The sequence below is a fragment of the Polaromonas sp. P1_E3 genome, from assembly GCF_056405935.1.
This window is the reverse complement of record NZ_JBFUBD010000070.1, coordinates 1-14,148: the sequence shown is the minus strand read 5'-3', so window position 1 is coordinate 14,148 and position 14,148 is coordinate 1. Positions and strand designations below refer to the sequence as shown.

Annotated in this window: 9 protein-coding genes; all 9 read right to left on the bottom strand. The window is 60.4% G+C overall.

Translation table 11 applies throughout. From position 1 onward, the window contains the following. A partial coding sequence (locus AC1D0Z_RS10555) for a glutamate synthase subunit beta (RefSeq protein WP_477658199.1) occupies positions 1-1,336 on the bottom strand: 1,336 nt, incomplete at its 3' end. A gap of 113 nt (positions 1,337-1,449) precedes the next feature. Then, positions 1,450-6,195, bottom strand: a complete 4,746-nt coding sequence (locus tag AC1D0Z_RS10550) for a glutamate synthase-related protein (RefSeq protein WP_477658198.1) — start codon at positions 6,193-6,195, stop codon at positions 1,450-1,452. Positions 6,196-6,439: 244 nt separating this feature from the next. Continuing rightward, positions 6,440-7,141, bottom strand: a complete 702-nt coding sequence (locus AC1D0Z_RS10545; protein ID WP_477658197.1) for a transposase — start codon at positions 7,139-7,141, stop codon at positions 6,440-6,442. A 105-nt stretch (positions 7,142-7,246) separates the two neighbouring features. After that, the gene (locus AC1D0Z_RS10540) at positions 7,247-8,278 is read right to left on the bottom strand and encodes an ABC transporter substrate-binding protein (RefSeq protein ID WP_477658196.1); all 1,032 of its coding nucleotides are present in this window, start codon (positions 8,276-8,278) and stop codon (positions 7,247-7,249) included. Positions 8,279-8,601: 323 nt separating this feature from the next. Further along, on the bottom strand, positions 8,602-9,846 hold the full coding sequence (locus AC1D0Z_RS10535; protein WP_477658195.1) for an MFS transporter: 1,245 nt from the start codon (positions 9,844-9,846) through the stop codon (positions 8,602-8,604). 28 nt (positions 9,847-9,874) lie between these two features. Next, positions 9,875-11,071 carry a deoxyguanosinetriphosphate triphosphohydrolase gene (locus AC1D0Z_RS10530; RefSeq protein WP_477658194.1) on the bottom strand — a complete coding sequence of 399 codons (1,197 nt, stop codon included), beginning with the start codon at positions 11,069-11,071 and terminating at the stop codon, positions 9,875-9,877. Between the two features lie 97 nt (positions 11,072-11,168). After that, on the bottom strand, positions 11,169-12,284 hold the full coding sequence (aroB, locus tag AC1D0Z_RS10525; RefSeq protein ID WP_477658193.1) for a 3-dehydroquinate synthase: 1,116 nt from the start codon (positions 12,282-12,284) through the stop codon (positions 11,169-11,171). 43 nt (positions 12,285-12,327) lie between these two features. Continuing rightward, entirely contained in the window at positions 12,328-12,867 is a 540-nt protein-coding gene (locus AC1D0Z_RS10520) for a shikimate kinase (protein ID WP_477658200.1), read from the bottom strand. 161 nt (positions 12,868-13,028) lie between these two features. Beyond that, positions 13,029-14,148: type IV pilus secretin PilQ (locus tag AC1D0Z_RS10515; protein ID WP_477658192.1), on the bottom strand; the 1,120-nt coding region annotated here is incomplete at its 5' end.

Here is a 14,148-nt window from a genome sequence, read left to right as displayed (position 1 = left end):
CGTTGGTGGCGTAGCCGCCGGTGAAGTCGGTGTGGGCCTTGGCGTTGCCGCGATTGTCTTTTTCAATGCCGAAGGCCTCCAGCACGGAAGCCACTGGCGAGACGAAGCCCATGGCGAGCAGCACCAGGTCAGCCTTGAGGGTTTGCTCGGAGCCGGGCACCTCAACCATCTTGCCGTCTTTCCATTCGACGCGAACGGTTTTCAGGCCGGTGACCTTGCCTTTTTCGCCGATCAACTCCTTGGTGGAGATGGCGAACTCGCGCTCGCAGCCTTCTTCATGGCTGGAAGACGTCCGCAGCTTGATCGGCCAGTAAGGCCAGGTCATGGGGCGGTTTTCTTCTTCGGGCGGCTGGGGCATCAGCTCAAACTGGGTGACGCTGACGGCGCCGTGGCGGTTGCTGGTGCCGACGCAGTCGGAGCCGGTGTCGCCGCCGCCGATCACGATGACGTGCTTGCCGTCGGCGCGCAGCTGGCCCTTGACCTTGTCGCCGGCGTTGACCTTGTTTTGCTGGGGTAAAAACTCCATCGCAAAGTGCACGCCGTCCAGGTCACGGCCAGGCACGGGCAGGTCACGCGACTGCTCGGCACCACCGGTGAGGACCACGGCGTCGAAGTCCTTTTGCAATTGCTCGGGCGTGATGCTTTCTTTCGCCCAGTTGGTCACTTTGGAATCTTTAGGCAGGCTGCCCACCATCACACCGGTGCGGAAGTTCACGCCCTCGGCCTTCATCTGCTCAACGCGGCGGTCGATGTGGACTTTTTCCATCTTGAAGTCGGGGATGCCGTAGCGCAACAAGCCGCCGACCCGGTCGTTCTTTTCAAACAGCGTCACATCGTGGCCGGCACGCGCCAGTTGCTGCGCGGCCGCCATACCGGCGGGGCCGGAACCCACCACGGCGACTTTCTTGCCGGTCTTGTGCTTGGGCATCACCGGCTTGACCCAGCCTTCGGACCAGGCACGGTCGATGATGGCGTGCTCAATCGACTTGATGCCGACAGCGTCGTCATTCACGTTCAGCGTGCAGGCGGCTTCGCAGGGCGCGGGGCAAATGCGGCCGGTGAACTCGGGGAAGTTGTTGGTGCTGTGCAGCGTGTCAATCGCGTTTTTCCAGTCGGCGCGAAACACCATGTCGTTGAAGTCGGGAATGATGTTGTTGACCGGGCAGCCGCTGTTGCAAAACGGCGTGCCGCAGTCCATGCAGCGCGCAGCCTGCTTGTTGGCCTGCGCGTCGTCCAGCCCGATGACGAATTCCTTGTAGTTCTTCAGGCGCTCCGGCACGGGCTTGTAGCCCTCTTCGATGCGCTCGTATTCCATGAAGCCGGTGATTTTTCCCATGATGCGGTCCTGTGCAATTTTTTTAGCGTTTTATGCCTATAGCCCTTTATTGACGGGCGCAAGCAGCTATAAATTAGATAGCAATAAGTTTGGTAGGTGAAGGCTCAGCCGGCTTACTTGGCCGCCACCGCTTCCTGGTTGGTGGCGACCTGGGCCCGTGTGGTCTCGGTCGCGGCTTCGAGGCGGCGCTCCTTGCGCTCGATCAGGGCCTTCTTGTATTCGTTCGGGAAGACCTTCACAAACTTCAGGCGTGACTCGCTCCAGTTGTCGAGCAGCTCGCGCGCGCGCTTGCTGCCGGTCCAGCGGTTGTGGTCTTGCAGCAGGCGCTTGAGCAATTCCTCGTCGCTCTGCTCGGCATGCCAGTCAGCCTTGTCATGCGTGTGCTGTTCGGAAGTGGTGACCACACGGTCCATCGACACCATGGACGTGTTGCAACGTGTGGCAAACAAACCGTCTTCGTCATACACGTAAGCCACGCCGCCGCTCATGCCGGCGGCGAAGTTGCGGCCGGTCTTGCCCAGCACCGCGACAGTGCCGCCCGTCATGTATTCGCAGCCATGGTCGCCGGTGCCTTCAACGACCGCCGTGGCGCCGGAGAGGCGCACAGCAAAACGTTCTCCGGCCACACCGCTGAAGAAGGCTTCGCCTGTGGTCGCGCCGTAGAGCACGGTGTTGCCGACGATGGTGTTCTTCACCGCGTCGCCCCGGAAGTCGATGCTGGGGCGCACGACGATACGGCCGCCCGACAGGCCCTTGCCGGTGTAGTCGTTGGCGTCGCCGATCAGGTACATGGTGATGCCCTTGGCCAGGAAAGCGCCGAAGGACTGGCCGCCCGTGCCTTCCAGCTGGATGCGCAGCGTGTCGTCCGGCAGGCCTTGCGGGTGGTGGCGTGTCAGCTCGCCCGACAGCATGGCGCCGACGGTGCGGTTGACGTTGCGCGCCACTTCGATGAACTGGACTTTTTCGCCCTTTTCAATCGCGGCTTTGGATTTTTCGATCAGGCGCACGTCCAGCGCTTTTTCGAGCGCGTGGTCCTGCTCCATCACGTGCATGCGCGGTACGTCGGCGGGCACATTTGGCTGGTAGAACAAGCGGCCGAAATCGAGGCCGCTGGCCTTCCAGTGTTCAATGCCTTTTTGCGTGTCGAGCAGGTCGGCGCGGCCGATCAGGTCGTCAAACTTGCGCACGCCGAGTTGCGCCATGAGCTGGCGGGCCTCTTCGGCGACGAAGAAGAAGTAGTTCACCACGTTCTCGGGCTTGCCGCTGAATTTCTGGCGCAGCACCGGGTCTTGCGTAGCCACACCGACAGGGCAGGTGTTGAGGTGGCACTTGCGCATCATGATGCAGCCCTCAACCACCAGCGGCGCGGTGGCGAAACCGAATTCGTCGGCGCCCAGCAGCGCGCCGATGATGACGTCGCGGCCGGTTTTCATCTGGCCGTCGGCCTGCACGCGGATGCGGCCGCGCAGGCGGTTGAGCACCAGGGTTTGCTGGGTTTCGGCCAAGCCGATTTCCCAAGGCGAGCCGGCATGCTTGATAGACGACCAGGGCGAAGCGCCCGTGCCGCCGTCATGGCCGGCAATCACCACGTGGTCGGACTTGGCTTTAGCCACGCCCGCGGCGATGGTGCCGACACCGACTTCACTCACCAGCTTCACGCTGATGCTGGCGCGCGGGTTCACGTTCTTCAGGTCGTGGATCAGCTGGGCCAGATCTTCGATCGAATAGATGTCGTGGTGCGGCGGCGGTGAGATCAAACCCACACCGGGCACCGAGTAGCGCAACTGGCCGATGTATTCACTGACCTTGCCGCCGGGCAGCTGGCCGCCCTCGCCGGGCTTGGCGCCCTGCGCCATCTTGATCTGGATCTGGTCGGCAGACACCAGGTATTCGGCCGTGACGCCGAAGCGGCCCGATGCAACCTGCTTGATGCGGGAACGCAGGGAGTCGCCGTCTTGCAGCGGCAAATCGACCTCGACCTGTTTCGGGCCGATCACGCTTTTCAGCGTCTCGCCCTTCTTGATCGGGATGCCTTTGAGCTCTTGGCGGTAACGGTTCGGGTCTTCACCGCCCTCGCCCGTATTGCTCTTGCCGCCGATGCGGTTCATGGCCACAGCCAGCGTGGCGTGGGCTTCGGTGCTGATGGAACCCAGCGACATCGCGCCGGTGGCAAAGCGCTTCACGATCTCTTTGGCCGGCTCGACTTCGTCAATCGGGATGGCCTTGGACGGATCAATCTTGAACTCGAACAGGCCGCGCAGCGTCATGTGGCGGCGGTTCTGGTCGTTGATCAGCTGGGCGTATTCCTTGTAGGTGTTCCAGTTGTTGGAGCGTGTGGAATGCTGCAGCTTGGCAATTGCGTCGGGCGTCCACATGTGGTCTTCACCACGCACGCGCCAAGCGTATTCGCCGCCGGCGTCCAGCATGTTGGCCAGCACCGGGTCGTCGCTGAAGGCCGCGCGGTGCATGCGCAGCGCTTCTTCTGCGATTTCGAACACGCCCATGCCTTCCACCTGGCTGGCGGTGCCGGTGAAGAACTTGGCCACGGTGTCACGGTTCAGGCCGATGGCCTCGAACAGCTGCGCACCGCAGTAGCTCATATAGGTCGACACGCCCATCTTGGACATGATCTTGGACAGGYCCTTGCCGATGGCCTTGGTGTAGTTGTAGACGGCCTTGTCAGTGCTGAGGTCGCCTGGCAGGCCCTTCGACAGCTCGGCCAGTGTTTCCATGGCGAGGTAGGGGTGTACGGCTTCAGCGCCGTAGCCTGCCAGCACCGCAAAGTGGTGCACCTCACGTGCAGAACCCGTTTCCACCACCAGGCCGGCGGTGGTGCGCAGGCCTTCCTTCACGAGGTGCTGGTGAATGGCGGAAAGGGCCAGCAGGGCCGGAATGGCGACCTGCGTGGCGCTGATGCCGCGGTCGCTGATGATCAGGATGTTCTTGCCGTCCTTGATCGCGTCAACCGCTTCGGCGCACAGCGAAGCCAGCTTGGCCTCGACACCTTCGTGGCCCCAGGCCAGCGGGTAGGTGATGTCCAGGGTATAGCTCTTGAACTTGCCCTGGGTGTGCGCTTCGATGTCGCGCAGCTTTTGCATATCGGCCACGTTGAGCACCGGCTGGCTCACTTCCAGCCGCATCGGCGGGTTGACCTGGTTGATGTCCAGCAGGTTGGGCTTGGGCCCGATGAAGGACACCAGCGACATCACGATGGCTTCGCGGATCGGGTCGATAGGCGGGTTCGTCACCTGCGCGAACAACTGCTTGAAGTAGTTGTAGAGCGGCTTGTTCTTGTTGGACAGCACGGCCAGCGGGCTGTCGTTGCCCATGGAGCCGGTGGCTTCTTCGCCGTTGGCGGCCATCGGCGACATCAGGAATTTGATGTCTTCCTGGGTGTAGCCGAACGCCTGCTGACGATCAAGCAGCGCAATGTTGGAGGCGGCGGGCACCGCGGCTGCTGCGGTTTTGGCTGCCTTGCCAACCACGTCGTCCAGCTTGATGCGCAGGTTTTCAATCCACTGCTTGTAGGGCTTGCTGTGGGCCAGCGTGGCCTTGATTTCCTCGTCGTCGACCATGCGGCCCTGCTCCAGGTCAATCAGGAACATCTTGCCGGGCTGCAGGCGCCACTTGCGCACGATCTTGTGCTCGGGAACCGGCAATACGCCCGACTCCGAGGCCATGATGACCAGGTCGTCGTCGGTCACGCAGTAGCGCGACGGGCGCAAGCCATTGCGGTCCAGCGTGGCGCCGATCTGGCGGCCGTCGGTGAATACGATGGAGGCCGGGCCGTCCCAGGGCTCGAGCATGGCGGCGTGATACTCATAGAAGGCCTTGCGGCGCTCGTCCATGGTGGTGTGCTGCTCCCAGGGCTCGGGGATCATCATCATCACGGCCTGGCTGATGGGGTAGCCGGCCATCGTCAGCAACTCAAGGCAGTTGTCGAAGGTGGCGGTATCGGACTGGCTGGCAAAGCTGATGGGGTAGAGCTTTTGCAGGTCGGCGCCCAGCACTGGCGAGGACATCACGCCTTCACGTGCCTTCATCCAGTTGTAGTTGCCCTTGACGGTGTTGATTTCGCCGTTGTGCGCGACATAGCGGTAAGGGTGAGCCAGCGGCCACTCAGGGAAGGTGTTGGTGGAGAAACGCTGATGCACCAGGCCGAGCGCCGAGACGCAGCGCGGATCGGTCAGGTCGCGGTAGTAGGTGCCCACCTGGTCAGCCAGCAGCAGGCCTTTGTAGACCACCGTGCGGCTGGACATGCTCGGCACGTAATATTCTTTGCTGTGCGTCAGGCGCAGGTTCTGGATGGCTGCGCTGGCGGTCTTGCGGATCACGTACAGCTTGCGCTCCAGCGCGTCCTGCACGATGACGTCGTTGCCGCGGCCAATGAAGATCTGACGCAGGATGGGTTCTTTCTCGCGCACGGTGGGCGACATGGGCATGTCGCGGTTGACCGGCACATCGCGCCAGCCCAGCAGCACCTGGCCTTCGGCCTTGACGGCGCGCTCCAGGGCCTGCTCGCACGCCAGTCGGGAGGCGTGCTCTTTGGGCAGAAAGACCATGCCAACGCCGTATTCACCAGGCGGAGGCAGTTGTACGCCGTGGCCGGCCATTTCTTCGCGGTACAGCGCGTCAGGCAGCTGGATCAGGATGCCGGCGCCGTCGCCCATCAGCTTGTCAGCGCCCACCGCGCCCCGATGGTCCAGATTTTCGAGAATTTTCAGACCCTGCTGAACAATCGCATGGCTTTTATGCCCCTTGATGTGGGCCACAAAACCGACGCCACAGGCATCGTGCTCGTTCGCACCGGAGTACAAACCGTTTTCTTCAAAATGCTTGATTTCAGCAGCCGTGGTCATGGCAATTCCTCGTCGGTTGGGGATAAAAGTGATAGCACATGGCCCGAAAAAGGCCAGGTAACGCCGTCATCCGCAAGGTTCATAATTTTTCGCAGGGAATGGGAGCATATTGCATTGCAACAACAATGCCAAGCATTTAAAATGGGGTCAGATTCCAATTAAATGCCGATTAGATTGATCAACATTTAATTAGGGACATGTTAATTGGAGCTCAAGCAGACATTGGGAAGCCCGTTCTTTGCTATCAAGGGCCCTCGACCACCCGCCGGGCCGGACGCCCGGCCTGAATTTTGGTCARGCGGCGCGCCGTGTGCTTTTGCAGTTCTGCCAGAAAGGCTTCCCCGCCCAGTGCCCAGCCGCTCAGGGCGGACCGGGTCAACTGCTCTTGCCGTTCGGGGGAAATGCCGCTGCGCACCAGTTCGGCGTACGCCGCCTCGCGGGCGAAGGGCGTATTGCCGAGCGCCCAGACCAGCGGATGTGGCGTCAGCAGGCTGTCGACACGCAGTCCCGCGTAATGGCCATAACTGGACCAGGGATGGTCTTTTGCCTCTGCGACGAGTCCCGCACGCACCGGATTGAGGTCCATGTAGGCCATGCATGCCAGCAGGTAGTGCCCGGCATCGATCACCGTACCGCGGTAACGCCCTTCCCACAAGGTGCCGGAGCGGGTATGGGTGTCATTGAAGTAGCGTACGTACCGCCGCCCGGCGGCTTGCATCATTTGCGGCAGGCCTTCCACCGTGGAGGGCGTCGCCAACAGATGAAAATGATTGCCCATCAGCACGTAGGCGTGCAGGGCTACTCCGAATTTGCGCGCACTTTCTTCCAGCAGCGCCAGAAACATCTGATGGTCGGCAGCTGATGAGAAAACGGTTTGGCGGTTATTGCCCCGCTGGATGATGTGGTGGGGATAGCCAGGAAGCGTCAGACGGGGAAGGCGGGCCATGAATCAATATCCGAGTTTGCCTCATGATATTGGAATCTGACCCTATTTTTCACTTCTCAAGACGCAGCAGCGGGGCGTCGTTAAAACACCCCGGCATGCGCATGCCTAACGAACCACTTTTCCGTCGGGCGTGATGGTGACCAGGTCAATCGCACGAACCGACTCGTATTTCTTGGGGCGCAGGTTCACGCGAAAGCCGCCCACGTCGTAGTCCGTCATGGTTTCGAAGGCCTTTTGAAGGCCCGCCCTGTCAGGCTTGCCGCTGCCGGCCGCGCTGCGTCGCACGCCTTCTGCGAAGGTACGGGCGGCAATGTAGCCTTCCACGCTTTCGTAACTCGGCGTCTGGTCGGTCTGGTTCAGCACATCCAGGTATTCCTTGATGATGGGTGTACCCGTACTGCGCGGCGAAGGCACCACCTGCGAAATGACAACCCCGCCGATCTCTTTGCCCAGCGCACTAAACAGCGGATCGATACCCACAACGGAGAAATTGAGGAACTGCCCGCCGAAGCCGGCTTGTCGCATCTTGCGGATAAAGGCCGCCGATGAATTGAACAGGCTGACCTGAATAACGGCCTGGGGCTGGGCTTTCATGATCTGGGCTACGGCCGCATCGACCTTGTCGCTGTTGACCGGCGACAAGGCACTGCCAACGATGGCCGGGCGCTTCAAGTCGACCAGCGCCTGATTGACGGCGGCCAGGCCACCGCGCCCCATGGCGTCGTCCTCGGCAAATACCGCGATGCGGTCCTGATTCAGCGTCGCGCAATGGCGCGCTATTTTGTAGGCTTCGTCGGCCAGCGCCGGACGCACATGAAATATGTTTGCCAGCGCAGGATCATGTAACGCGTCTGAAGCCGCAAAAGGTGCGAAAAAGAGCGCTCCGGACGCCTTGGAAGCGGCAAACGCGGCATCACAGCTGGCTGTACCGGCAAAGCCGAACAGCGCATCGACGCCTTCGTCGATCAGCTGCTTGGCATTGGCGGCAGCCTTGGCCGGGCTGTAGCCGTCATCGAGCGTCTTGACTTCTATCCTGTGGCCACCAGCGCCGCCCTTTGCATTGATGGCATCGAAATAAATCTTGGCCCCGTTCAGGTATGCCAGGCCGATCTGGTCGGCAGCGCCAGTCAATGGCACCGATTGGCCTAAAAGAATTTTGCGGCTGGTTTTGCTTTGGGCCCACAGCACAGGGCTTGCGACTGCAGCGCCCGCGGAAACTCCACCCAGAATAAGTTGACGTCTATTGAAACCCATGAAACACCTTTTAAGAACGAAATAGCCAAAGCAGGTTTGATGCCCGTGCTTCAGCATGCGCTCAATATTCCGGAAAAATGTCACAAATTGTGCGCAGGCACTCAGCGTAATCTGTGCGGGCTAAAAAAAACCACCAAGGAAATGCCAACACGTCATAAGCCTATGCTGGGAGGGCCGTACAGCTGGAACGGATGTCAGCCAGCTGGTTAAGTGCGCTGAGCAGCAGGTGGGGGCAGGCGATGCAGCAAGGCCACCAACACCAGCGCAATAGCAGAGCTGGCCGTCATCGCCCAGCCCGTCCACTCCCACCCTCCTGCAACGCCTGCTATCCACGCAACCAGCGGAGGACCGGCAAACTGACCCAGCGCCGACCACTGCTGGACCCAGCCAACGGTGGTCGACACGGCGTCGGGGCGAGGTGCTAGCTGGATGGCCTGGCTGAAGAGTGTTGCAGGGATCAGGCCGCCCATCATGGAGAAAACCAGTATGGCCGCATACTGTATTTGTGCGGGCACATGCGCGGCAAATGCCAGCTGGGCGCCTCCCGCCATTGACAGGAAACCTGCACCGAGCAAGACCGCAGGTCGTACACCGTGACCCAGCAGCCGCCCCGCGCTGACGTTTCCAATAATGTTGACGCCAGCCGCGAGCGCCGTGAGCCAGGCCACCCACGCACCCCCTACGCCCGCCTGGGTATAGATGGATGGCAGGAAGCCCACCACGGCAAGCCATTGCCCCGAATACATCGCAAAGGCAAGCGCCATTAACCAGGCAGCGCGCGATTGCAGGGTCACGCGGACGAGGTCTCTGCCACGTGAACCAGGAGCCGGCGATTGGCCGGCAGGCTTGTCATCACGCGGGCACCCCTGCGCAGGGACCTGCMATGCAACCAGACAGGCCAGCAACGCGGCCAATGCGGCCAAAAGCCACCACAAGGCTCGCCAGCCCCAGTCTGGCGTGAACAGGCCCATGATCATGGGGCCGCCGAGCAGAGCCAGGGAAGCACCCAGCGGCATATAGGCACCCCATAGCCCCAGCATGCCGTTGAGCCGCTCCTGCGGTACCAGCTGGCGGACCAGGGCCGGAGCCGGCAGCACGACCCACAGGAACCCCAAGCCTTCCAGTACACGCGCTGCAAGCAGCCAATGCACATCGGGGGACATGCCGCCCAGCCAGCCTGCGCCGCACAACACAGACAGCCCGGCAACCATGCTGCGCTTAAGACCGATCCGCTGCACAGCAAGCCCGGTGATCAGCCCGAACGCCATGCCGGCGACCTGCACCAGCGACAGCAGAAACCCGGCCTGCAGCAACGTCACGCCCAATACCTTTCCCAGCACAGGAAGAGCCGGCGGCAGCTTGCCCACGTGCAGGGCGGCCACCACACCAGCCGCAATCACGTACCAGGCGGGATTCAGGCTTACGGTTGTTGCAGGTTTGAGTTCAGTCACACACTACTGCGGATGACGGCAATTTCACCTATGCCGGGAAGGCTGCGCGTCCTTTCAGGCGCTCATGCTCTTTAGCGGCAAAGCGGTCGGTCATGCCGGCGATGTAGTCGGCAACCACTCTCTCAGGCTTTGCGCCCGCCGCATGGGGAGCATCAACGCCGTCAAACCGGTCGATGTGAGCCTGCGGCATTTGGGCGGGATCGGCCATATAAGCCTCGAACAGATCGCGCACTACCTGCTGCGCGGCCTGCGTGGTTTCCACCACTTTCGGATGGCGGTACAGGTTTTGCAGCAAAAAGCGTTTGAGGGAGGCAGACTGCCTGGCCATCTCTTCACTGAAACATACCAGCGCGGGATGCCTGCGGACGTCATCCACGCTGGCCGGCGCAGCCTTGTGTACGGCAAGCGATGTCGCATCCATGACGTTGTAGACCTGCGCACTGAGCATGCGCCGTATGGTTTCGAACAGCAACCGCCGGCCCTTCAAGGTTCGATGGGCCAGCTGCGTTTCGCGGCAATGCTGTGCGAACAGTTCGACCCCCTCCAGTTGCTCCAGGGTCAGCAGGCCGGAACGCACYCCATCGTCAATGTCATGCGCGTTGTAGGCGATTTCATCCGCAAGATTGGCCAGTTGCGCTTCCAGGCCGGGTTGCTGCCAGCGAGGCCCGTCAACCGGCTCCACGAACCGGCGGGCTACGCCGTCCGGCTCGCGAGCCTCTATGTGACGCGCATTGCGCCTTGAGCAGTGCTTGAGGATGCCTTCGCGTGTTTCAAACGTCAGGTTCAAGCCGTTGTATGCCGGATAGCGTTCCTCCAGGGAGTCCACTACGCGCAGGCTTTGCAGGTTGTGCTCAAAACCCGCGCTGTCGGGATTAGAGGCTTTCAGGCAAGCATTCAGGGCGTCCTGGCCGGCATGGCCGAATGGCGTATGGCCGAGGTCGTGCGCCAACGCAATCGCCTCCACAAGGTCTTCGTTGAGTTGGAGCGTGYGGGCGATAGACCTCCCCAACTGAGCCACCTCAAGCGAATGCGTCAGCCGCGTGCGAAACAGGTCACCTTCGTGGTTCAGGAACACCTGGGTTTTGTATACCAGGCGCCGGAAGGCAGTGGAATGCACGATCCGGTCGCGGTCGCGCTGGAACTCCGACCGGGTTGGCGCCGCAGGCTCGGAAAAGCGGCGGCCGCGCGAACGGGAAGGATCACAGGCGTACGGCGGAAAATTCATGAGCTACCCATAAAATTAGCCGGCACGGCCCAATACACAAGCGCAAGCAGCTCCTGAATTGATAGCACACCGTAACGTGCCTGGTGGTTTTTGCCGCTCATGCACAACACATATCTATCACGCTACGCACCATGGCATCAGGTGCGCTGCGAACGGCTGCCTTCCCGGGACCGTCGATCACTACAAACCGTATCTCGCCTGCTTCGGATTTTTTATCCACGCGCATCAGTTCGAGGTAGCGGCCTGCGTTGTCGGTGGTTGACAGCATCGGCCCTCGCACTGGCAGCCCGCATTGCTGCACAAGGCGGGTCAGGCGTTCGGTAAAAGCTTTGTCAACCAGGCCCAAACGCTCCGACAGATGCGCCGCCATCACCATGCCGCAGCCTACCCCTTCACCATGCAGCCACTCTCCATAACCCAGGCCGGATTCAATGGCATGGCCAAAGGTGTGTCCAAAATTCAGGATGGCGCGCAAGCCGGACTCGCGCTCGTCCTGGCTCACGACCCATGCCTTGATTTCGCAGCTGCGCCGCACGGCGTGGGCCATGGCCACGGGGTCCCTGGCGAGCAGGCTTTCCACGTTGGCTTCAATCCATTCAAGGAATGCCATGTCGGCAATGGGGCCGTATTTAATGATCTCTGCCAGGCCCGCACTCAACTCGCGGGAGGGCAGCGTCCCCAAAACGCCAAGATCGCACACCACCTGCAAGGGCTGGTAGAACGCGCCGATCATATTTTTACCCAGTGGGTGGTTGATCGCCGTCTTGCCCCCCACCGATGAATCGACCTGGGCCAACAGGGTGGTAGGAATCTGCACAAAAGGTATACCGCGCATGTAGCTGGCCGCARCAAAACCCGTCATGTCGCCCACCACACCTCCACCGAGCGCAAACAGCACCGTTTTTCGGTCGCAGCCGTTTTCCAGCAAAGCATCAAAAATCGACTGCAGGGTTGGCCAGTCCTTGTGGATTTCGCCATCCGGCAGGGTCACCAGCAGCACCTTGTCATAGTGCGGTTGCAGCGCCCGGGTGAGCTGTGCGGCATACAAAGGCGCCACCGTGGTATTTGACACCACCAGTGCCGTAGCGGCCTTGGGAAGGTCCTGGTACGTGCTGCTGCGCTCCAGAAGTCCGCTGCCAATGACGATCGGATAGCTGCGTTCGCCCAGATCAATCCGGATTTTCGCAACTGCGGAAGGGAAATTTTCTTGCATGGAAGAAGTGTAGAGGCTTCCAACCATTCCACGCCTCGGCGGATTACGGCCGGCCAAGAGGCGGAGCCGCCATCACGCCTGCCAGTTCCAGCTGCATCAATATCATGTTAACCAGTGTGGGAACAGAGGGACGGCCGGTTTCAATGACGAAATGCGCTGTTTCCCGGTAGAGGGAGTCGCGGGCCGCATAAAGGTCCCTGAGTCGAGCCAGGGGATCGGCCACCTGGAGCAAAGGCCGGTTCTGGTCATGGCGCAAACGGCGAAAGACCTCTTCGGGGATGGAGTGCAGGTAAACCACCTGCGACCGATCCCGGAGATGTTCCCGGTTGGCGGGCCGCAACACGGCGCCTCCGCCACTGGAGAGTACGCAGGGCTCGCCCTGCGTCAGCTCGTCAATGACCAGTTGTTCGATATCGCGGAATGCGTCCTCGCCTTCGCGTTCGAAAAATTCCCGGATAGAGCAGCCGATGCGCTGCTCTATCACCTGATCTGAGTCAATGAACCGCAGCCCCATCTTTCGCGCAAGATGCCTGCCGACGGTCGACTTCCCCGACCCTGGCAAACCCACGCAGGCGATTCTCATCGGATGTGCATTCAATTGATCCATGAAACGTCTACGCGCAAGCGTCGTGGAATGACCCACCTGCTTGCGCGTGAAGATAACTGGGCTATTCCACGTGGGCAGGCACTACGCCAAACAGCGGGATCGCCTGACCTGCCCCAACGGACACTTTGCTTTCTGGATTAGCGCAGCGCGCCTCCATTTGTGAGCATTTTGGGGGTCAGGAACACCAGCATCTCCGACTTCGTGGCAGAGCGTGTTCGTTGTTTGAACAGGTTGCCAACACCGGGAAGATCACCCAGGAACGGAACTTTGGTTTCATTGTCGCGGTCATTTTGCTCAAAAATACCACCGATCACCACAGTTCCACCGTTTTCCACGAGTACCTGTGTCTGGATATGCTTGGTATCAATGGCAAAACCATTGGAAGTTTCGCGTCCAACGCTGTCCTTGTTCACGTCAACATTGAGAATGATGTTGCCTTCTGGAGTAATCTGAGGCGTAACCTCCAGCTTCAGATTGGCCTTGCGGAAAGCAATGGACGTCGCACCACTGGAAGTTGCCTGCTGATAGGGCAATTCCGTACCCTGCTCGATCAGGGCCTTGACCTGGTCTGCGGTAATGATTCGAGGGCTGGACACAATTTTGGTTTTGCCGTCTGCTTCCGAAGCAGAAATTTCAAGGTTCAAAAGCCTGGTCATTGACGAATTGAAGAGAGACAGGGCAAACGTGGAAGCTTGAAAACCATTCTGGCCAACGGCGGGCATGCTCAGGAAGTCACCCGCATTGGTTCCGATATTTGAGCCAAGTCGGGGGACTGAGCCTACAGGAACGTTGGGGGCAATATAGGAGTTCCCGAACATGACGTTATTCGTGGTGTTGAATGGCCGACCACCCAGCCTCACACCTAACGATTTACCCCATGAATCAGAGGCTTCGACAATACGTGCTTCGATCAGTACCTGGCGAACCGCCACATCGAGTTTGGCGATCAGTGCCTGTACCTGCTCAAGGCGCGAAGGTATGTCAGTAACAAACAGCTGATTGGTACGCGTCTCTGAAATCACGCTTCCCCGCGGTGAGAGTATTTTGGTYGCGCCGGCTCCAGAGCCCAGTAGCCCCGCCGCAATATCGGCAGCCTTTGCATAGTTAAGTTTGAAGTCCTGTGTACGAAGTGTTTCGAGACTTTGGATCGCGTTCTTGGATTCCAGCTCCAGTTTGTCCTTGGCAGCGAGCTCATCTTTGGGAGCGATCAACAGGACGTTGCCTGTTTTACGCATTCCCAAACCCTTGGCTTGAAGA